The 21,843-nt window shown below is 71.3% G+C and carries 13 protein-coding genes and 1 tRNA gene; 6 read left to right on the top strand and 8 right to left on the bottom strand.

From position 1 onward, the window contains the following. The first annotated feature begins 854 nt into the window (after positions 1-854). The 5 genes from tgt (at position 855) to JX283_RS02565 (ending at position 8,633) form a co-directional block, all read left to right on the top strand. Entirely contained in the window at positions 855-2,003 is a 1,149-nt protein-coding gene (gene tgt / locus JX283_RS02550) for a tRNA guanosine(34) transglycosylase Tgt (RefSeq protein WP_239652434.1), read from the top strand. A gap of 111 nt (positions 2,004-2,114) precedes the next feature. Next, positions 2,115-4,934, top strand: a complete 2,820-nt coding sequence (recJ, locus tag JX283_RS02555) for a single-stranded-DNA-specific exonuclease RecJ (RefSeq protein ID WP_370583397.1) — start codon at positions 2,115-2,117, stop codon at positions 4,932-4,934. 580 nt (positions 4,935-5,514) lie between these two features. Continuing rightward, positions 5,515-7,836, top strand: coding sequence for a bifunctional (p)ppGpp synthetase/guanosine-3',5'-bis(diphosphate) 3'-pyrophosphohydrolase (locus tag JX283_RS02560; RefSeq protein WP_370583398.1), 2,322 nt, complete (start codon positions 5,515-5,517; stop codon positions 7,834-7,836). A 34-nt stretch (positions 7,837-7,870) separates the two neighbouring features. After that, entirely contained in the window at positions 7,871-8,500 is a 630-nt protein-coding gene (locus JX283_RS08395; RefSeq protein WP_239652435.1) for an MBL fold metallo-hydrolase, read from the top strand. A gap of 47 nt (positions 8,501-8,547) precedes the next feature. Then, a tRNA-Leu gene (locus JX283_RS02565) sits at positions 8,548-8,633 on the top strand. A gap of 264 nt (positions 8,634-8,897) precedes the next feature. On the opposite strand, the gene JX283_RS02570 is transcribed toward JX283_RS02565, so the two are convergent. Both JX283_RS02570 and JX283_RS02575 read right to left on the bottom strand, forming a co-directional pair. Then, on the bottom strand, positions 8,898-9,818 hold the full coding sequence (locus JX283_RS02570; protein WP_204829202.1) for an N-acetylmuramoyl-L-alanine amidase: 921 nt from the start codon (positions 9,816-9,818) through the stop codon (positions 8,898-8,900). Continuing rightward, complete coding sequence (locus JX283_RS02575; protein WP_204829203.1) at positions 9,811-10,209, bottom strand: phage holin family protein; 399 nt, start codon at positions 10,207-10,209, stop codon at positions 9,811-9,813. The genes JX283_RS02570 and JX283_RS02575 overlap by 8 nt, the downstream gene beginning before the upstream one ends. A 134-nt stretch (positions 10,210-10,343) precedes the next feature. On the opposite strand from JX283_RS02575, the gene xerC reads away from it, so the two are divergent. Then, on the top strand, positions 10,344-11,210 hold the full coding sequence (xerC, locus tag JX283_RS02580; protein ID WP_204829204.1) for a tyrosine recombinase XerC: 867 nt from the start codon (positions 10,344-10,346) through the stop codon (positions 11,208-11,210). Between the two features lie 198 nt (positions 11,211-11,408). Here xerC and JX283_RS02585 read toward each other — a convergent pair whose 3' ends face one another. The 6 genes from JX283_RS02585 to JX283_RS08400 all read right to left on the bottom strand — a co-directional run bounded on the left by JX283_RS02585 (position 11,409) and on the right by JX283_RS08400 (position 21,710). Then, positions 11,409-13,115: a BppU family phage baseplate upper protein gene (locus tag JX283_RS02585; protein ID WP_204829205.1), complete on the bottom strand. Its 1,707-nt coding sequence runs from the start codon at positions 13,113-13,115 to the stop codon at positions 11,409-11,411. 192 nt (positions 13,116-13,307) lie between these two features. Continuing rightward, complete coding sequence (locus tag JX283_RS02590; protein ID WP_204829206.1) at positions 13,308-15,428, bottom strand: phage tail spike protein; 2,121 nt, start codon at positions 15,426-15,428, stop codon at positions 13,308-13,310. Continuing rightward, positions 15,428-16,135, bottom strand: a complete 708-nt coding sequence (locus JX283_RS02595; protein ID WP_204829207.1) for a distal tail protein Dit — start codon at positions 16,133-16,135, stop codon at positions 15,428-15,430. Before JX283_RS02595 ends, JX283_RS02590 begins: the two co-directional genes overlap by 1 nt. Before the next feature lie 4,092 nt (positions 16,136-20,227). After that, positions 20,228-20,932 (bottom strand): phage tail tube protein, encoded by a 705-nt coding sequence (locus JX283_RS02605; RefSeq protein WP_204829209.1) that lies wholly within the window; start codon positions 20,930-20,932, stop codon positions 20,228-20,230. A gap of 8 nt (positions 20,933-20,940) precedes the next feature. Further along, positions 20,941-21,345, bottom strand: a complete 405-nt coding sequence (locus JX283_RS02610; RefSeq protein ID WP_204829210.1) for a hypothetical protein — start codon at positions 21,343-21,345, stop codon at positions 20,941-20,943. A gap of 2 nt (positions 21,346-21,347) precedes the next feature. After that, entirely contained in the window at positions 21,348-21,710 is a 363-nt protein-coding gene (locus JX283_RS08400) for a minor capsid protein (protein ID WP_239652436.1), read from the bottom strand. Positions 21,711-21,843 lie beyond the last annotated feature (133 nt).

Genomic DNA, 21,843 nt, shown 5'->3' on the forward strand with positions numbered 1-21,843 from the left:
TGTCGCGCACGGCGCCCTCGGCCGTCTTGGCGGCCTTCTTGGCCTCCGAGAGGGTGCGGGCGGCGTCGTCGGCCGTGGACTTAGAGCTGTCCGCAAGGTTCTTGTAGGGACGGAGGTCGCGTTCGTTCTTGGCCTTGAGCTCCTCGAGGTCGCCCTCCCGGGCCCCCACCTCCGCCTCGGCGGCGGCGATCCTGTCCGAGAGGTCCCGCTGCGCCCGACGGGCCGCCTCGAGGGCGGCGGTCTGCCCGGCGACGAGCTCGTCGTAGGTCTCCTCCACCTCGCGGCGGTGGGCGAGCGTGCGGCTGTCCTCCTCGATGGTGGCCTTGAGCTCGGCCAGGCGGTCGGCGGCCTCCCCGTGGGCGCGCTTGGCCTGGCTCACGGCGCGCATGGCGCTCCAGCCGCTCACGGTCTCCTGGCCCAGCGCCCCCGCGGCCTTGCGGGCGCTGTCGGCCACGGTACCTGCGGCCTTGCGGGCGCGGTCCACGATGTCGGGGGCCGGCGCCGCTTCGAGGCCGTCGTCGGGGGCGTCACTCTCCGCCACGCCGTCCGCCGCGGGGGCGCCGTCCTCGGCGGCCGTCTCGCCGTCGCTGGCCTGCCCGCCCGTCCCCGGGGCGCTCTCCGCCGCCTCGGCNGCGTCCGCCCGGTCCTCCGTCGCGTCCGTGCCCTGCAGGTCGTCCTGCGCCTGCCCGTTCTGCCCGGCATTGTCCGCCATGGGACCTCCCAAAGCCGTTCCATCCGTATGTGAACCACTGTACCCGCCTCGGCGCGGCGTTGCCGCCGGGCCTGACTCCCCGCCCCCGCCGCACCGGCCGCCGCTGCTAGACTGGCCCCACCGCGAACACTCTGGAGGACCCGTGAGCCAGCAGCCTTTCCCCTTCACCTTCGACGTCGTCGCCGAGGACCCCGCCACCCACGCGCGGGCCGGCGTGCTCCACACGCCCCACGGCGACGTCCCCACCCCCATCTTCATGCCCGTGGGCACCAAGGCCACCGTCAAGGGCCTCATGCCCTCCATGGTGCGGGACCTCGGTGNCNAGANCATCCTCGCCAACACGTACCACCTGGCCATGCGCCCCGGCGCCGAGCTCGTCGCCCAGATGGGCGGCCTGCACGCCTGGGAGCGCTGGGACGGCCCCATCCTCACCGACTCCGGCGGGTTCCAGGTCTTCTCCCACGGCGACCACGTGCGCCTTNCNGNCGACGGCGTGACCTTCCGCGCCGTGGACTACGACGGCTCCTACGTCACCTGGACGCCTGAGGAGAACATGCGCATCGCCGAGCTCCTCGGCTCCGACATCTGCATGCAGCTGGACGTCTGCCCCGGCTACCCCNGCGAGCGCTCCTACCTCGAGCGGGCCGTGGACCTCTCGAGCGCCTGGGCCGAGCGCTGCTGGAGGGCCCACACCCGGCCCGACCAGGCGCTCTTCGGTATCGTCCAGGGCGGCATGGACCTCGACCTGCGCCTCAAGAGCCTCCGGCGTCTCGAGGACATCGGCGACTTCCCGGGCTACGGCATCGGCGGTTACTCGGTGGGGGAGAGTCATGACGTGATGTTCGAGACCCTGGCGCCCCTCGCCGGCGAGTACATGCCGCGCGACAAGCCCCGCTACCTCATGGGCGTGGGCAACCCCACCACCCTCGTGGAGGGCGTGGGCGTGGGCGTGGACATGTTCGACTGCGTGCTGCCCACCCGCACGGCTCGCACGGGCACGGCCTTCTCCGACGAGGGGCGCCTCAACCTCAAGAACGCCTGCCACCGCGCCGACCCCCGTCCCATCGGCGAGCANTGCGGCTGCCCCNCCTGCGCGGGCGGCTTCTCGCGCAGCTACATCCACCACCTGGTGAAGCAGAGGGAGATGCTCGGCGGCATCCTGCTGTCGCTCCACAACACGCGGTACCTCCTCGACCTCATGGCCCGTGCGCGCCAGGCCATCCTCGACGGCCGCTACGGCGCCTTCATGGCCGAGTACCGCGACCGCCTCGACGGCCGCCGCGACTTCTAGGCCCCGCACCCCGCGCGGCCGCCGCGGCGCCCCCCCGCAGCGGGGCGCCGCCGTCGTGGCATACTCAAAGACCACGAGAGGCGGGCCGCGGCCCGGGGAGGGCGGTGTGCCATGGCAGGGCTTGACCGGAGCGACCGGTGGCGCGTCCTCGAGCCCGACCCCGCCGTCGAGCAGGCCATACGTCAGGGCTTCGGCGTCCCGGCCCTCGTCGCCCGCGTGCTTGCCGCCCGNGGATGCACCGACCTCGACGCCGTGGGGCGCCTCCTCACACCATCCCTCGGGCGCGACTGGCTCGACCCGCTCGACCTGCCGGGCATGGCGCAGGCGGCGGACCGCGTGGAGCGGGCCGTGCGCGACGGGGAGACCGTCGCGGTCTTCGGCGACTTCGACGTCGACGGCATGAGCTCCGCCGCCCTGCTCGCCCTGGCCCTGCGCGACCTCGGTGCGACGGTCCACGCGTTCATCCCCCGGCGCTTCGGGGAGGGATACGGCCTCTCCGCCGCCGCCCTCGAGCGCGTGGCGGCCGCCTGCTCGCCCGACCTCATCGTCACCGTGGACAACGGCATCGCGAGCGCCGACGAGGTGGCGGCCGCCGTCGCCCGCGGCATCGACGTCGTGGTGACCGACCACCATGAGCCCGGCTCCTCCGTGCCCCGGGGCGTGCCGGTCACCGACCCCAAGCTCGACCCCGAGAGCCCGTCGCGCGACCTCGCCGGCGCCGGCGTGGCGCTCAAGCTCGTCTGCGAGCTGGGCCGCCGCCTGGGCCGGCCCGACCTCTGGCGCGGTTACACCGACCTCGCCAGCCTGGGCACCGTGAGCGACATGATGGAGCTCGTGGGCGAGAACCGCGCCCTCGTGGCCGACGGCGTCGCGTCCATGCGGCGCACCTCCCGGCCGGGTCTCGTGGCGCTCGCCGCCTCCAGCCGCGCCGACCTCTCCTCCATCGAGGCCGACGACCTGCCGTTCTCGCTCGTGCCGCGCCTCAACGCCGCCGGGCGCATGGGCGACGTCGACGTGGCGTTCGACCTCCTCGTCNCCCAGGACCCCGTGGAGGCCNCCACGCTGGCGGGCCGCCTGGAGGCCATCAACGACGAGCGCCGGGCCACGGAGGCGTCCATGGCGGCCTCGGTGACGGCCCGGGCGGCCGAGGAGTACGACGGCGGGCCCTGCCTCGTGTTGGGCGGCGAGGGGTGGCACGAGGGCGTCAAGGGCATCGTGGCCAGCCGCATGGTCAACCGCTACCACGTGCCCTGCCTGCTGTTCTCGGTGGCCGACGGCGAGGCGCGCGGGTCGGGCAGGTCCGTGGGGTCCGTGGACCTCTTCCACGCCGTGGAGGGCTGCTCGGACCTCCTCACGCGGTTCGGCGGCCATGCGGGCGCCGTGGGCGTCACCCTGCCGGCCGACCGCCTGCCGGAGTTCCGCGACCGCCTCTCGGGGGAGCTCTCCGCCCTGCCCCCGGAGCAGTTCGCCTCGGTGGGGGAGGTGGCCTGCGTCGTCACCCTCGACGAGCTCACGATGCCCGTGGTCCAGGGCCTCGACCTCCTGCGCCCCTTCGGCCAGGGCAACAAGAAGCCGCTCCTCGCCGTGCGGGGCGTCACCATGCGCTCCGCCGCGGCCGTGGGCGCCACGGGGGAGCACGTGCGCTTCTTCGTCAGCGACGGCGCCAACTCCGTGGCGGCCATCATGTTCCGCGCCCCNGACGTAGAGCGGNCGCTCTCCTGGGAGGGCGCCGTGGACCTCGTGTTCGAGGCCGTGGTGGAGACCTGGCAGGGCCGCTCCAAGGTCAAGCTCATGGTGCGCGACATCCTCTACCGCGACGGCGCCTCCGNCGACGGCGGGGACGGGGGCGAGGGCCCCGCGTGCCCCGACGACGCGCCGGTTCCCGGTGCGGCCGCGGACGGCGACGACGCCGTCGCTGACGGCCCCGACCCCGCGTCCGAGCGCGCCCGCCTGGCGGCCCTCGACGCCCCCGGGCTCACCGACGCCCTGCGCCGCTCCCTCATCGGCGACCGCGACCTGCTGCCCGCCCAGGCCACTGCCCTGGGCATGCTGGCCGAGGGCCAGTCGGTCCTCGAGGTCATGGCCACCGGCCGCGGCAAGTCCCTCGTCTTCCACCTCNACGCGGCGCGCCTGGCCGTGGCCGGCGGGCGGGCCTCCGTGCTCGTCTTCCCGCTCCGTGCCCTGGTCAACGACCAGGCCTTCCACCTCGAGCGTGCGTTCGCGGGGCTCGGCATCGGGGTGCGCGTCCTCACGGGCGAGACCCCCGCCCACGAGCGCGACGCCGCCTTCGCCGGCCTCGCCGACGGCTCGGTGGACGTGGTGCTCACCACGCCCGAGTTCCTCTCCATCCCCCGGAGACGCTTCGNCGCCTNNGGCCGCGTGGGCCTCGTCGTGGTTGACNAGGCCCACCACGCCGCCATGGGTCACGGCGGCGACCGCGCCGCCTACCAGGACATGCCCGAGGTCCTGTCCCTCCTGGAGTCGCCCCAGGTGCTCGCCGCCACCGCCACGGCGTCGGACTCCGTGGCCCAGGAGGTCTGCCGGCTGCTCTCCGTGGACCGTGTGGTCGTGGACCGTACCGTGCGGTCCAACCTCTCCGTGGCGGACCACCGCGGCCTCCGCGACCGGGGCGCCTACGCCGCCTCCGTGGCGTCGTCGGGGGAGCGGTGCATCGTCTACGTCAACACCCGCGACGCCGCCTGCGCCGTCGCCCGCGAGCTGCGGCACCGGCTGCCCGACCTCGCCCACCGCGTGGCCTTCTACCACGGCGGCCTGGACCGCGGCCGCCGCGTGGCCGTGGAGCGGGCCTTCCGGTCCGGCCGGGTGAGCTGCGTGGTGGCCACCTCCGCCTTCGGCGAGGGGGTCGACCTCCCCGACGTCCGCCATGTCGTGCTCTGGTCGCTGCCCTTCGACACCGTGCAGTTCAACTAGATGAGCGGCCGTGCCGGCCGAGACGGGCGCCCGGCCTGGGTCCACGCGCTCTTCGGCCCCGCGGACGCCCCCACCAACGACGCCGTGCTCTCCTCGGCCGCGCCGGCCCGCGAGGCCCTGGTGGCCCTCTACCGGGCCCTGCGCACCCTGGGCGCCCCGAGCGGCGGCACCGTGGCCGAGTCCGACGGCCAGNTGCTNGACCTCGCCCGCACGCTCCCCGGCGGCGGCGGGCTCACCGAGGCCGCGGTCTCCTCGGGCATCGGCGTCTTCAGCGAGCTCGGCTTCTGCTCCCAGGAGGGCTTCGGGGACGGCCGGCGCNTCTNCNTGGCCCAGAACCCGGGCCACATGGAGCTCACCTCGTCGGTGCGCTACCGCGAGGGTCAGCGGAGCCGGGAGGGGTTCCGCACGTTCTCCGAGTGGGTCCTGCACGCCCCGGCCGAGGCCCTGGCCGAGCACATCGATCGCCCCATCGCCCCCACCTTCGGGGTTCTGTGCGATAGTTGAACCCAACCGTAAAAAANTAGGAGAGGGGCAGGTCATGGATAGCACGTAGGTCCAGGGCGTCCACGCCACCCCGAGAGTGGGCGNAGACAACTACGGCCAGCTGAGAAAGACGTGCGAGCTGTACATGACGCCGGCCCAGATGGCCAAGGTCGAGGAGGCCTACCTCTTCGCGGCCGACTTCCACTCCGAGCAGAAGCGCCGGAGCGGCGAGCCCTACATCAACCACCCAGTCGAGGNGNCCCTGATCCTGGCCCACGACCTGCGCATGGACGACGACGTCGTGTGCGCGGCCCTCCTTCACGACACCGTGGAGGACACGCCGGCCACCAAGGACCAGCTGCAGGACCTGTTCGGCCAGACCGTGGCCGACCTCGTGGACGGCGTGACCAAGCTCACCAACATCGATGTGGGCTCCACCGACGAGAAGCAGGCCCTCAACCTGCGCAAGATGTTCCTCGCCATGTCCAAGGACATCCGCGTGGTCATTATCAAGCTGGCCGACCGCCTCCACAACATGCGGACCCTCGCCGCCCTCAAGCCCGACCGCCGCCAGTTCAAGGCCCGCGAGACCATGGACGTCTACGCGCCCCTGGCCGACCGCCTGGGCATCAGCTCCGTCAAGTGGGAGCTCGAGGACCTCTCCTTCTTCTNCCTCGAGCCCGAGGAGTACCAGCGCATCGCCCGCATGGTCCAGGAGTCGCGCGAGCAGCGCCTCGTGGCCACCGACNNGGCCATCAAGGTGCTGGACGACGAGCTCAAGGGCGCGGGCCTCTCCGGCTACCAGATCACGGGCNGCGCCAAGCACCTCTGGTCCATCTACCAGAAGATGCAGCGCAAGAACAAGGACTTCTCGGACATCTACGACCTCATCGCCNTCCGGGTGATCACCGAGACCGTGGGGGACTGTTANTCGGTCCTGGGCTCGGTCCATTCGCTTTGGCACCCTCTGCCCGGGCGCTTCAAGGACTACATCGCCACGCCCAAGCCCAACCTGTACCGCTCGCTCCACACCACGGTCATCGGCCCCGACGCCCGGCCCATCGAGATCCAGATCCGCACCAAGGAGATGCACGAGCAGGCCGAGTACGGCATCGCGGCCCACTGGCTCTACAAGAGCTCGGGCAACTCCAGCGGCGCCATGAGCTCCAGCGACCGGTCCATCGACCTCACCATCTCCCACATCCGCCGCAGCCTCGACTGGGCCGTGGAGGGAGAGATCGACGACCCGAGCCGCTACCTCCAGGACCTCCGGGTGGACCTCTTCGACGACGAGATCTTCATCTTCACCCCCAAGGGCGAGGTCATGAGCCTCAGGCGCGACTCCACGCCCCTGGACTTCGNCTATGCCGTGCACACCGAGGTGGGCAACCACTGCGTGGGCGCCCGCGTCAACGGCGCCGTGGTGCCGCTCACCTACCACCTGCAGACCGGCGACCGCGTTGAGATCCTCACCAACAACAACTCCAAGCCGTCGGCCGACTGGGTCAACATCGTGCGCACCCCCTCGGCGAGGGCAAAGATCCGCAAGTACTTCACCTCGGTGAACAAGGGCACCGACGCCGAGTCGGNCCGCTCCATGCTGGCCGTCGAGCTGCGCAAGAAGGGCTACGGCATCTCCACGAGGCGTTCCGTGCGCGCCATCGCAAAGGTGTGCGAGACGCTCAAGTTCACGACGCCCGACGACCTCTTCGCCGCCATCGGGTCCAACAAGCTCTCGCCCAAGTCGGTGGCCAACAAGGTGGAGAACGTGCTCGAGGAGGGCTCGCCGGCCCAGCTCGCCGCCGCCAAGAAGGCTGCCGAGGAAGCCGAGGAGTTCAAGCGGGTCTTCTCCGAGGACCGCCCCATGCTGCCNNCCCACGGCGCCNACCNGGCGCGCCGCCNGCAGGAGCGCAAGCGTTCCAACTGCGGCGTCGTGNTGAANAACGANCCCGACCTCCTCGTGCACCTGGCCCACTGCTGCAACCCCGTGGCCGGCGATGACATCGTGGGCTTCATCACCCGCGGCCGCGGTGTCTCCGTGCACCGCACGAGCTGCCCCAACGTCAAGGGCCTCATGGCGCACCCCGAGCGCATGATCGACGTCGCTTGGGACACCAGCGGGGCCACGCAGTTCCAGGTGGAGATCGTCGTGGAGGCCACGGACAGGATCGGCCTTCTCAAGGACGTGACGATTGCCCTGGCCGACGCCGGGGGAAACATCCTCTCGGCGGCCACCCAGGTGACNNCGTCGGGCCTCGCGCGCCTGNGCTTCCTCGTGCTCATCTCCGACGCGAGCCTGCTCGACCCCCTCCTGGCAGCCGTCAGCCGGGTGCCCAGCGTCTACGACGCGCGGCGCATCATGCCCGGCGAGGGTGCCAACCAGATGAAGANGAGGNNCNGACATCGCCGAACCCATTGACGAGCGAGAGATAGAGGACCCCGAGGACTCCCATGTGGAGATCCGCGCCTTCACCGTGGGCCCCATCGAGACCAACTGTTACGCGCTGGTGAGCGACGGCCATGCCATGGTGGTGGACCCGGGCTTCTGCGGCGCCGGGATCGCCGGGCAGCTGTCCGACGTCGCCGTGGACCTCGTGGTGNCAACNCATGGCNAAGGCGACCACGTGGGCGGCGTGGCCGCGCTCGTCGAGGCCCTGGGCGGCGACGTGCCCTTCGCCATCGGCGCGGGCGACGCCGNGCGCGCCATGCACGCCAGCGGCGTGGGGCGCCNGGGCATCCCCTACGACGACGATGCCCCAGAGCCCTCTCGCCTGCTCCGCGAGGGCGACACCGTGACCGTGGGCAGCGTGACCATGGCCGTCATCGAGACCCCGGGCCACACCGAGGGCGGCGTCATCCTCCTGGGCGACGGCATCGCGTTCACCGGCGACACCGTCTTCAAGGGCACCGTGGGCCGCACCGACCTCGTGGGCGGCGACCCCGAGGTGATGGGGGAGACCCTGGAGCGCCTCAAGGGCCTCATCCCGCCCGAGACCGTGCTGCTCCCCGGCCACGGCGAGGCCACGACCATGGCCGACGAGCTCCGGGACAACCCCTACCTCAACGGCCGGGCCAGCCGGTAGGGGCGAGGCCGTGGGCCTGCGGCGTCTCTGCNAGAATGGCTGGGCCCGCCCGAGTGGTGGAATGGCAGACACGGGGGTCTCAAAAACCCCTGGGGGCAACCCCGTGTGAGTTCGAGTCTCACCTCGGGCACCATGAGAACACGCAGCTCCCGGCACCCGTCTCGGTGCCGGGAGCTTTCTTTTCTTGTATGCATTTCCGGGTGGTCTGTGCCATCTTGTGCCAAGGTCTCCGGTCAGGCATAAACAGCTTTACGGTGTTGAAAACCAAACGGGCGTCTCGGTACGACGGCTGAGGCACCTCAGGCAAGGGTCACCGCTTTGAGGCGGCGCACGAAAAACGCCCCGACCCCATCGCTGGGGCCGGGGGCTTGTTTGTGCCGGGTATAAACAAGGATCGCTAGACGAGCGTTCCCGCGTTCAGCCTGCGCTGCATCTCCTTGACGCACGGTGAGTGGCGCCAGAGTTCGCCGTCGACCGCGGTGCCCATCTTGGCCTGGAGGGCCTTGGTGGTCTTCTTGCCCCAGATGCCGTCGTCGTCCACGCCGAGCCAGCGCTGCATGGCCTTGACGAGGGGGGAGCCGTCGCCGCTGTTGTCGTACTTCCAGCCGGCGACGAAGGCGGGCTGCTTGTTGGGCGCCCACTGGTGCCAGATTTCGCCGTCGACGGCGGTGCCGAACGCCTCCTGGAGCCACGTCGTGGTGGTGGTGCCCCAGTCGCCGTCGACGTTCATGGCCTTCTTGTCGGACGTGGTCGGCTTGGCCGGGGCCGGGNCGGCAGGCGCGGCCGTGACGGTCTTGCCGGCGATGCACTCGGCGATGCACTTTCCGATGGCGTCGGGGCCCACGCGGCGGTATGCGGCCGCGTCGGCGGCGTTGTCCACGAAGCAGGTCTCGATGCGGATGGCAGGCATGGTGGTGTTGCGGATGACGTAGAAGGCCTTGGCCTTGGCACCACGGTTGCNGATGCCCATGAGCGAGGACAGGGCAGCGCTGATCTTGGTGGCCATGGTCTTGCCCCAGGTGGACTTGGAGTTGGGGGAGTAGTAGACCTCCACGCCGGTGCCCGTGCCGTCGGAGCTGTTGAAGTGGATGCTCATGAAATAGTCGGCACCGCTCGCGTTTGCCTTGCGGCNNATCATGGCCAGGTCGGCGTCGCTGGTGGCCTCCTCGGTGGTGGAGTCGTGCACCTCCCATCCCGCGGCGCGGAGGTACCTCTCGACCGCCGCGCGGACCAGGCGGTCCTCGGTGACCTCGTCGATGTGGCNGGACGCCCCCGGCGCCCTGTGGGTGTGGCCGGCGTTGGTGCTGATCTTAGGCATTGCTACCTCCCATTGTCGCCGCAGGGCCCCCGCCCCGCTCCTCCTTGGACGAGAAGACCCGCATGATCGGGTTGTCCGCCAGCTGGGGGTTCAGGACCACCANGTTCNCAAGGAAGCTCCCCACCTCCATGAGGCAGATGTACGCGCAGACGATGACGACGCCGGGGAAGACCACCCCGAGGTCGACGCGGTCCACGGCGTACTCGAGTGCGAAGGCGAGGACGATGAGGCCGATGGAGCCGCACTTGTGCCACAGCCCCTCGCGCATCTTGCTGGACTGGACGTCCTTCTCCTTCACGGCCCCCGCGATGCCCAGGACGATGTCCAGGCCCATGAGTGCCAGGGCCACGAGGACCGCCGACGGGTCGACCCTCTCGAGCACTGTCGCCATATGCGACTCCTTCCGGTCGTCCGGGCCCTGTGCCCGGGTCCCCACCGATGGTCCCGGCGGTGTCGCCTCCGAGAAAATCCCGTTACGGCCGTCCCGGGCGACGGGCCCGGGGGTCACGGGATTTTGGAGGACATATGCTGGTCGGAACTTTCTACGCTGATGTATGGATGCCCCACCAGGAGGCGAGGCTCCGCGCCTGCACCATCGACGGGTACCGGCGCANGTGGGAGCGTCACATCGCCCCGGCGTTCGCCCCGGCGGAGCTCTCGGAGGTAGGCGTCGAGGCCATAGAGCGCTGGCTGGCCTCCATCCCCACGAGGGGGGCCGCCGACGGCGCCTACGCGGTGCTCCGGGCGATGCTCCGCAAGGCCGTGAGGTGGGGCTACCTCGACGCCGACCCCACGGTGCGGGTGGAGCGGCCGCCGAGGAGGCTCGCCCTCAAGGNCCCNGTGCTGGACGCAGCCGGCGTGAACCGGCTGCTCCGGGGCTTCTGGGGCCACGAGCTGGAGGCGTGGCTCATCTGCTCGGTCTGCCTCGGCCTGCGGCGCGAGGAGGGGTGCGGCCTCGAGTGGCGCGACGTCGACCTGAGGGACGGCCGGGTGCGTGTGCGCCGTGTCGTGCAGGTGGTGGCGGGGCGCGTCGTGGTCGAGGAGCCCAAGACCGAGCTCTCCGCCCGCGAGGTGTGGCTCCCCCGGTTCGCCGTCGCCAGGCTCCGCGAGCTCAAGGGCGAGGGGCGCCTCGTCGGCGGGATGGACCCCAACNCCGTGGCGAGGAGGTACAAGGCGCACTGCAGGCGGCAGGGGCTCCCGTGGGTGCCCCCGAAGGACCTCCGCCACACGTGGGCCACCACGGCCCTGGCGGCCGGCGTCGACGTGGCGGTGGTCTCCAGGGCCCTCGGCCACACCGACATCTCGACGACGGCGAGGTACTACCTGCGCCCCGACTCGCAGGTGNTCAAGGACNCCCAGAGGACGTGGGCGATGGCTGTGATAGGGAGGTGATTCCGTATCCCAACGCGTGGCGGTCTCGTCGGGGGTCGCCTCCGCGAGCGTCTGGCACAACGTCGCGGCGGCCCGCGTCGAGTGGCGCACGACCCTCGACGACGGCACCGAGATCCAGCTCCACCTCTACACCGACCCCCTAAAGCTCGGGGTCGTCAGGCGGTTCCCNGGGNGGTCGTGGGAGTCCCTCATGCTCCCCTAGGACATGACCTCGGCGATGTAGCAGCCTTGGGCGTACACGTCGGTGGTGATGGCGGAGCCGCCGTGGTTCTGGAGCACCACCGCCCCCGTGGTGGCCACCGAGAGGTAGGCGACGCACCCAGGGTTGGCCTGGCTCGTAGCGGGGATGAAGGTGGGCACCGTCGGCCTCCACCCATCGGGCAGCGTCCCGAGGGCCACCGACCCGTAGGATTCCGGGATGCTCCACGCGGAGGCCCCCGCCTTGAGCTGCACCGAGACGNTGCCGGAGCGCATGGTGAAGATGCACCGGCCCGATGACAGCTCCAGCCTGCGCTGGAGGGCCACGCCGGGGGCGCACGCGAGGACGCGCCCCACGGCGTTGGNCGAGCTGCCCGTGTCGTCGCCGCAGATCGTCAAGACGACGTCGTTGGGATAGGGCGCCGCAGACTCGGTGGTGAACCACCACCTGGGCGTGGTCTGGCTGCGGATAGGAGACCAGAGAGAGCAACGGGATACGGAATCCCGCAACGTGGCCACCTCGTCGCTGGAGGCGGCTCCAAGAGACGTCCTCGCGGCCTCGGCCGTGGCCGCCCCGGTGCCGCCGCGGTCCACGGGGAGCGTCCCGCTCACGATGTCGCCGGCGGCGTGGGTGTGGACGGTGGCGGCGTAGATCTCGGCCTGGCGGCCGAAGAGGTAGTTGAGGCCGTTGGCGTCCAGGTACCTCGTGCCGAGCATCTGGGTACCCTCGTCGACGAGGGCCGCGATGGCGTCCACAGGGATGGGGACCGGCGTCGGGGCCGCGGGGCCGAGCTCCTCCCATGAGTCGTCGACGTAGACCCACTCGCAGAAGCCGTTGGAGGCGTCGGGGCCCGTCTCGGGGGCGAGGTAGATGACGTTGGGAGCCCCGGCCTCGAGGGTCGGACGGCCGGTGGCGGGGTCGTACTCGCCCTCCTCGAGCTTCGCGAAGGTCGAGGAGCCGATGGAGCTGATGATCTCGGACCACTGGGCGGTGATGGTGGCCCACCCGGTCACCCGCTGCGCCTCAGCGGTGACGCGCTCGAGCTCGGCGGCGGCCCTGGCGGCCTCGGTTTGGGCACGGTCCAGCTCGGCGGCTACCCGCCGCAGCTCCGAGGCGGCCCTCTCGGCCTCGGCGGCGGCGCGGCCCTCCTCGGAGGACACGCGCCCGGCCTCCGCCTGGACGCGCCCGGACTCGGCGGAGACGCGGGCGACCTCGGCCGACGCCCTGGCCTCCTCGGCGGCCGCTCGGGCCCCCTCGGCCTCGGCGGCCTGCTCCTCCAGCTCCTTCCACCGGGAGTAGAGCGCCTCGAGGGCGTCGTCGTAGTCCTTGGCGGCGGCCAGGGCCCGGGTGCCCGTGCCCTCCTCCACGCGCAGGGAGAAGGCGTCGGTGGACTCCACGACGTCCTCGCCCTGCAGGATGGAGATGTAGGCGATGCGGGCGAGCCCGGCTACGGCCACGGCGGCGTCGNGGAGCGTNACGGTGACCGATNATCCGGCGGAGCTGCCGGTCTGCCTCACGAGGCACCCGTCGGCCCGGATGACGTCCAGGCGCACCGTGGATCCGGTGGGGACCGCGTAGGGCGTCCCGTCGTCGGTCAGCTCGGCCACGACGGTCTGGGACCCCACGTCGCCGACGCGCACGACGACCTCGTCGGGCAGGGCGGTTGCCCTCTTGTTGATGTCCAGGTTCAGGTGGTGCGTGGCCATGACCTATCTCCTGTCTTCCAGTGTGGCGCGGGCGATCTCGGCCAGGTCGTGGGTGGATGCCGCCAGGTCCTGGGCCACCTGGGCCAGGCNTGTTACCACCTGGGTGAGGTCGGCGATCTGCTGGGCATTGGTGGGCGCGGCCTGAGTGGGCTCTGCGCCCCATTCGATATTCGTGGGGGTGTCGCTCATGGTCTACTCCTTCCACGTGAGGCTCTCGGTGAACGACCCGTTGTACCAGCCGAACCCCTTAGATCCGCACCGGCACTGGATGCCCGAGGAGTTGATCAGGACGTAGTGGGTGTTGTCGAACTTGATCATGACCTGGTTCGACCCCATGAAGATGCCGCGGGTCGNGCTTTTTTGCAGGTAGACGTCACCGCCCGCCTTCAGGAAAAGCTGCTCGTTGGCCCGTCTCAGGTAGGTGTTCTTGATGCCGGACGGGGGGAAGAGCCACAGTTGGTCGTAGTGGGTCGACGCCGCCATGAACGGCTCGTCGAACGTGGCGAGCCCGATGCCGGTCGTCGCGCCGGTCGTGTCGTCGGTGGCCTTCAGCGCCTCGATGTCGAGGTAGTTGCCGTAGGGGTTGACGAACGACGCTCCCGGGTTCCCTCCCACGGTGACGCCGGTCCTCATGTACAGGTAGTCGTTGGCGCCCACCCGTCCGGCCCGCAGGCTCGAGATGTCGCCCGACTCCACCTTGAGGTTCGTCGCCGTGCAGTCGGCGATGGTCGAGCTCGTGATCTTGGCGCTCGCGGCTTCGAGGTACTTGGTCGTGAAGGACCCCTTGGTGAGGNCCCACACGCTCCTCCCGAGGGTGTCGGCGATGGACCCCCTCCTGAACAGGAGGTCTCNGGTGTTGAGGTTCCAGCTGTTTGCTCCTCCGGTGATNGTGCCCACGGTGAGCTCGTCGGCGGTGAATCCGGCGCCGGTGCCGAAGGTGCGCCAGTCAAAGGCGCCGTCGCTCTTGGTCCTGTTGGCGATGCGGAACCCGGCCCCGGTGAGCTGCATGGCCATGGCGGGGGTTCTGGTGGGCCTGCCGTCCTTGTCCAGGGGCACCGAGCTGTATATGGTGCCCAGCTCGAAGCTCTCGAATTTGTAGCTCCCCCCGGCCTTGAACTGCTCGTTGAGCCGGTCCACCACGGCGTCGAGGTATGCCGTGTCCACCTGGGTGGCCGAGTCCCAGGACGCCGCGTGGTCGCGCAGCGCCTTGCTGGACGACGCCTGGGCGGCGAGCCACGGGTCGAGGGCGGGGGCCACGTTGCCCAGGGTGAGCCGGGTGGACGNGGCGTCCAGCAGGTCCTCCTCGATGCGCAGGANGCGGCCCGAGAGGCGCAGCGGCGGGTCGAAGCAGGTGTCGACGAGGGCCACGGTGTCGCCCTCGGATATGCCGTCGGCGTCGAGGCCGCCCCGGGCCAGCTGCAGCACGTCGGCCTCGTAGGTCACGGCCGGTTGGCTCATCCTGTCCAGGGCCTCCCGGGTGAGCCGCTTGAGCTCCGCTGGGTCCTCGCAGTCGTCGAACTCCACCTTGCCGAAGACGTGGACGGTGGTCCCGTCGGGGCCGGGGAGCCCCCAGGTGCGCTTGGCCGCGTCGTCCTCCAGGTAGTCCCTGCCCCCGTTGATGTCCCCGAAGGTGATCTTGCGGGAGTATCCGCCGGTGGCGTCGCCCCCCTCGTCGTGGAGGGGGATGCCCTTGCCGTAGCCGTAGAGGGCGGTGACCACGTCGGAGCCGTCCACCGAGCGGCGCACCGACGTGAGGTCGCTGCCGTACTCGAAGCGGCGGGCCGAGGCGGCCCCGACACGGTCCACGAGGTCGACGTGGCGGCCCGTGACCTTGTCGCCGGCCACGGTGACGCGCCCCCGCATCTCGCAGCCGAGGGCCGCTACCAGCTCGCTCAGGGCCTCCCTGGCCGAGACGTGGTACCAGCTCATCTGGGCCGTGCCCGCGGCGGTGACGGTGCCCGGGCGGATGCGCAGGCCGTCGAGCAGGGACGCGAGGCACACGGCGGCGGAGCCGGACGGGCGCCTGTCCACGATGTAGTCGCCGGTGAGCTCCCGGAGGAANCCCTCGCAGTAGGCGGTGCAGGCCACGGCCCCGCCGCTGCGCTCCTCCTCGGTCTCGGAGACGACGTACTCGTGCCACACGCCCCGGCCGTCNGCGAGCACCAGGCGCTGGCCCTTGGCCAGCGACGTCATGGATGTGACCTTGAGGGCGTCCTCGCCGTTGACCTCGGCGACGCGCACGAGGGACAGCAGGCCCGCCAGGACGCCCGTCTGGGCGCCCCAGCGGTCGTACACGTAGACAGTCGGACCCATCACACCCACCTCTCGCGCCACGACACCTCGGGGGACTGGCACCCGGCCACCGACACCCTCGCCGTGGGCGGGTCGAGCTCGAAGTAGTCGCTCCCGAGGGTCACGGCCACGGGGGCGCCGCCCACGGTGGTGCGGCGCGCCCCGCAGTCGACGACGACCTTGGAGCCGGCGGGGACGGGCGCGGCGGTGCGGACGTACGCCCCGGTGGCGACGTCGCTCACCTGCACGGAGGCGCCGGCCCCCACGGCCTCGAAGACGGGCCCCGTGAGCCACGTGCCCGACACGCCGAAGGAGCTCGCCCCCACGGCCAGCCGACGGCTGCGCCGAGCCCCGTAGGCCACCGGGTCGAAGGCGGTGAAGCCGATCTCGCAGCCGCCGGTCCACCACAGGTTGTCCAGGTCGCCCGAGTCGGTGAGCATGGCCATGTAGGCCAGCTCCGGCTCGTCGGGCAGCACCAGCTCCCGGGGCCCGTCGGTGACGAGGGCGGCGGACACGANGCGGCGGACGCGGGCCACCTGGCGGTGGTCCGTGGCGTCGATGGCCAGGCGCACGGCCACCCGGATGTCGAGGGGCTCGAGGGTTCCGGCGCGGAACACGGACCCGTCGCGCCCCGGNACCTCCTCCGTCNNCACCCTCACCTTGGGCGTCATGGCCCGGGTAGGGTTGACCCGGAGCCAGCGCCCCAGGTCCTTGCCGTCGAAGATCATGCGTATGCCCCCATCCTCATGCGGCGGTCTAGCTTGCGGCGGACCTCTCGGTCCACCATGTCGGCGAGGCGCGCCACGTCGCCCTCGGTGCCCTCCTTCCGCTCCACGGTCAGNTTGACGGTCACGGTCACGTCGCCGGCCCCTGCCCCCATCTCTCCGGCCACGGCCTCGGCGAAGGGCCGCATGCGGTGGCCCCNGAGGGGCACGACGGCCTCGGNGCCCGCCTCGCCCACGCCGATGACGCTGGCGGTGTCGAAGACGCCGCCCGTGGCGTACCAGTCGACGCGCAGTGTCGTGGGGTTGGGGATGCGGCCGAGTACCGGCACGTCGATGTACTCGCCCACGACGATGTGGGGGAGCTTGAGTTCGGGGAGGTGCCAGTCGAAGTCGAAGAAGCCCAGGATGGCGTCGACGGCCCCGGAGACGACGGACTCGGCCCCGTCCATGGCCCCGCCGATGACGTCGCCGATGGCGCCGAAGGTACTGTCCACGACGGACCCGATGGCCCCCAGCGTCCCCTCGAAGACCCCCTTGACGGTGTTCCAGACGCCCTCGACGACGCCGGAGATGCCGTCCATGACGCCGGAGACGCCCTCNTGCATCTGGGAGAAGTCGCCGGTGACCAGGCCCTTGATGCNGCCCNCCANGACGTTGACGATGCCGGAGATGGTATTCCAGACACCCTCGACGACGCCCCTGATGCCGTCGAGGATGGGGCCGATGGTGGCGGACAGGGCCCGCCACCCCTCGGCGATGCCCGTGCAGACCCCCTGGGCGATGGGGAGCACCACCCCGGTGAGGAACGCGTTCACGGCGTCGAGGGCCGGCTGCAGCCACTCGATGAACGCCTGNACGGCCCCGAACAGCCCCTCGACGATGGGGCCGGCGTTGTCCCTGATCCACTCGAAGACGCCCTGGAGTGTGGGGAACACGGTCTCGGTGATGAAGGCCACGGCCGCCTCCACCTGCTCGCCGGCCAGCTCCCAGAAGAAGCCGAGCATGGCCTCGAGGATGGGCGACGCCATCTCCCAGAAGACGCCGATGGCGTCGCCGACGGCCGTGAACGCCGCGCCGAGGCCGTCCATGAGGGCCTGGCCCACCGGGGCCAGCGCCTCGCCGAGGGCCGCCATGGCCTCGAGGAAGGCCCCGACCACCGGCTGGGCGCCCTCCCAGAGCGCCCACACGGAGCTGCCCACGGTGTCGAGGAATCCCTCCAGCATGGGCCCCACGGTCTCCCACAGGGCCCCGAGGGCGGAGCCCACCCCCTGCACGGCCAGCTCGACGGCGTCCCGCAGGTCGAAGAACACGTCCATGACGTCGTCCCACTCGGGCAGCCACTCGAGGACGGCGTCGCGCATGTCCTGGAGGGCGCAGCCGACGAGGGACCCCACGGGGCCGAGGACGTCCACCAGGTGGCCGAAGACCCTCTCGAACGCCTCCCCGACGGCCTCGATGGGCGGCAGCGCCTCCCCGAGGATGTCGCCGGTCACCCCGAACGTGCTCTGGATGCCCACGACGAGGGCATTGGCCAGCTCGGATACGGGGTCGACGANGGGGGAGAAGAAGTCCGCGACGGGGCCCACGGCCTCCTGCAGCGCCCCGCCGACGGCGGCGATGACGCGGCTCGCGGCCCCTCCGGTCGCGGCGTCGATGGAGCCCACGATGCCGTCCCAGACCTTGGTGCCGACNGAGNCGAAGGCCTGGGGGATGGCCGTGACGATGGAGGCGGCCACGCGGCCCACCGCCGGGACGACGTTGGACGCGGCCGTCACCACGGAGNCCAGCAGGGCGTCCATGAGGGCGCCCATGTCCGCCTCGGGGTCGCCGAAGCCGATGAGGAGGTTCTCCCACGCGGCGCCCACCATGCCCATGGACCCCTCGATGGTGGTGGCCGCCTCCTTGGACGTGGTGCCGGCGATGTCCATGCGCTCCTGGATGACGTGGATGGCCTCCACGATCTTGTCGAAGGAGACGTCGTTGACCGTCTCGGCNGTGACCGTCATGGCGTCGCCGAGGACCCCGGAGTCGTTGATAAGCTTGGCCATCTCGCTCTGGGTGCCGCCGTATCCGAGCTTCAGGTTGTCGAGCATCGTATAATTTTGTTTAGCAAATCCTTGATAGGCGTCCTGGATGGACNGCATCGAGGNGCCCATCTTGTTCGCNNTGTCGCTCATGNCCACGATGGCCATGTCGGCGNACCTGGCGGCNGCCACNGTGTCGCCGCCCAGGCCCTTGATGAGGGAGGCCGAGAAGGAAGTCACCGTCTCCATGTAGGCGTTCTGGCTCATGCCGGCGGTCCTGTAGGCCTGCTCGGCGTTCCTCATCACCTCGGCCTGGGCGCCCATGAGCCGGTCGTAGTCGCCCTTGGCCTGATNCACGGTCCTGCCGGACTGGGCCGCGTACTCCTCGAGGGAGCGGCCGCCGGTGCCGAAGAGCGTCTCGACGCCGCCCACCAGCTGCTCGTAGGAGGCGTAGGCCTCGAAGCTCCGCTTGCCGATGTCGATGACTGCCTGGACGGCCTGCTTGGCGGTGTCGACCACCATGGCGGCGAGGTTGCCGCCGGTGATGACCGGGAGGAGCCCCTCGAAGGACGCCTTGGTCTCCTCCACGAAGTCGCCGAAGAATCCCTTGAGCCGGCCCACCGACCCCTCGGCCTTGCCGGCCCCCTCCTCGACGGGGTCGGCGATGGCGTCGGCCAGCCCCCCGAGGGACGCGCCCGCGTCGCCGATGCCGGAGACGGCCGCGGACGCCGTCTCGGCGGCGTCCTGGGTGGAGCCGGAGATGGTGGAGGCGGCGGCCTCGGCGGCGTCGGCGGCCTCGCCCATGCCGCTCTCGGCGGACCTCCCCACGCCCTCCAGGCTCTCGCCGCTCCTCTCGGCGGCGCGGCCCACGCCGTCCAGGCCCGAGGTCTTGATGGACCCCAGCGCCCTGTCGATGTCCTTTACGCCCCGGGAGATGCCCGAGGAGTCGAGGATGGCCTTGATGGTCACGCGCCCGTCGTCCGCCATCTCATCCCCTTCCTGCGAGGCGCGCGAACGCGGCGGTGGCCGCCGCGTTCTTGGCCTCGACGCTGTCGGAGGCTCCGCCCTCGGGCAGGGCGTAGAACCGGCGGAGCCGGTCGAAGGCCTCGAGCTGCTCGCGGTTGTGCCTGGTGGGCCTCGGCCGCTCGGCGAGGCGGTAGTGGATGGCCTGCCCCAGGGGGCTGTCCTCGGGGGAGAGCGCCATGAGGGTGCAGGCCTCGGTGTAGGGCAGGTCCAGCNGCCCCTCCCACGACAACCCGTAGGCGCCCCGGGCCGTGGCCACGATGCGGGCCCGGTNGTGGTCCCAGTCGAAGGGTCNGCCCCTTGGGGCGGGTCCCTCCCGGATGCCGAAGACGGATCCCAGGACCTCGTCCAGGGCCTCCTGGAGCCGGCNGCGGAAGGCCTCCNCGAANGCNNCGGGGTCCACGGCGAGCATCCGGATGGCCAGCGCCCCCTTCTCCNGGCCGTCCAGCACGNCGTCGCCCAGCATGTCCCTCACGGCCAGGGCTGTGCCGAGGTCGTCGTGGACGCGCACNGCCCGGCCGCAGACGGTGTGGACGTGCCAGGGGNGCCCCACCTAGATCGCGTCCCCGGTCGACTCGACGCGGCCGAGGTGGTCCTCCATGTGGGTCCTCTTCACGGCGGCGACGCGCCCCATGACCATGGCGCCCAGGGCCTCCACGAGGGGCATCAGCGCGATGACGTAGGTGGCGCCCTTCTTGGGNTTGCCGCCGGCCACGTAGGCCAGGGCGTCCCTGTAGCACTGCTCGCCGGCCACGGCCGCGATGAACTCGTGGACGGCCTCGGCCGCGGCCTCCCGGTCGTCGTCTCCCGCCGCGTCGAGGGCCGCGCGCACCTCCTCCACGCGCCCCCGGAGCGCCAGCACCCCCTGGTCGGTGATGTCGACGGTGTAGGTCTTGGCGTCGGGGTCGTCGGAGAAGGCGATGGTCTCCANCGCGGGGCGGAGCTCGATGACGGATGCCATGGGCGTTCCTTCCGGTCTCGGCGGCCACGAAGAAGGGGCCGCCCCTTGTCGGGACGGCCCCATGGTGTGCCCGGAGTCGCGCGCCGCTCAGTCGCCCGCGGCCTCGGTCACCGTCACCTCGGCGATGCAGGCCACGGTGGGGGCGGCCATGGCCTTGACCGACACGCGGCACTTGCCGGCCTTGACGCCGTGGACGGTGCCGTCGTCGTCCACCGTGGCGACCTCGGGGTCGTCCACGGCGTAGGCGCAGGCCCCCGACGCGTCGGCGGGGGTGACGGTTGGCTCCAGCAGNGCGGTCTTGCCCACCTCGACCGTGGCGGCGGTGCAGGTGACGGTTTCGGGCACCTGGTCCTTGTCGCCGGGGGTGTAGGTGGGGCGGCCCTTGAAGGTGGCGGTGCACTCGAAGGTGCCCTTGGCGTTGGCGTCGCCGCCGCCGGCCTTGATGTCGGTCAGGGTCACCACGCCCTCGAGGTAGGNGCCGTCCGGCCCGATGTGGCGCAGGTGGGTGTTGCGGGCGNTGCCGGCGGAGCCGCGCAGGGACGCGATGAAGTCCTGGGCTCGGTTGCCCACGCGGCGCTCGCNGGAGATGGAGTAGCNCATGGTGGAGCCGGTGACGTCGGTGGAGCTCACGCCCTCGCCGTCGTAGTAGGAGCTGTNGACGGTCTCGTCGGAGTCGTTGACCTCGACGGTGGTGATGCCGGCGGNCAGGCGGGCCCANGTGCGCTCGGGGCCGTCNGGGGTCACGTCGATGAGGTAGAGGTTGGTGTAGTTCAGAGGGAATCCGAGGTCCATTGTTCCTCCTAGAAGGTCGGTTGGACCGTGAGGCTGCAGCTCACGGCCGTGGTGTAGGTGAAGAGCTCGCCGGGGGTCTCGGTGAGGGTGGGGGCGGTGCTCTGGTAGGCGCTGTCCACGAACCAGTTGGCGCCGTGGGCGTGGGCCATGGCCCGTTGGAGGGCCATGGACGCGAGGCAGGCCAGGTCGATGGCCTCGTCCTCGCGCCTGCGGCGGCACCACGCCTGCACCGTCCAGACGACCCGCTCCTCGCCGTCCATGTAGACGTCGGCGGGTGCGGCGGCGAGCCCCCGGAGGCAGACGCCCTCCTGGTCGGTCGCCAGCGGCCGCAGGAGGCACGGGAGGCCCGTGGCGGCCCCCACGGCGTCGGCCGCCTGCTCGACGATCTGGACGGGCCACGGCTTCGTCCCCATGGCTACCCCCTTCCCACGAGGGCCGCGAGGGCGTAGACCCTCCAGCTCTCCTTGCGCGCTTCCTTGGCCACCTCGAACCATTTCGGCTTGGCGTTCGGGTTCTCCTCGGTCCTCACGTGGGGGTCCCTGTAGGCGTAGCCCGCATACTCGGTGTCCCAGACCACCAGGCCCTTCNCGAANTCGGAGGCGGGCACCATGGAGTCGTGGGTGTCGCCGCTGTCCATCTTNACGTAGTAGTTCGAGTCGAAGCCCACCCGATCGGCGAAGAGGCCCTGGGCCCGCAGCAGTGCGTCGGGGCCGAACCTTCGCTCGAGGCCGGAGATGTCGACGGTGACCGACGCGGCCACGGGGCACGGGGCGCTCATCGGACGTCCACCTCCCAGTGGTGCGGGCGGCCGCCGAGGCCGCAGCGGGGCCGGACGGCCGTGACGGTGCCGGTGAGGCCCGCCACCTCGGCCAGGGAGCCGAGGTGGCGGGCCTCACCGGCACCGTCACGGC

This window comes from Olsenella sp. CU969, from assembly GCF_905219715.1.
GTDB lineage: Bacteria > Actinomycetota > Coriobacteriia > Coriobacteriales > Atopobiaceae > Granulimonas > Granulimonas faecalis.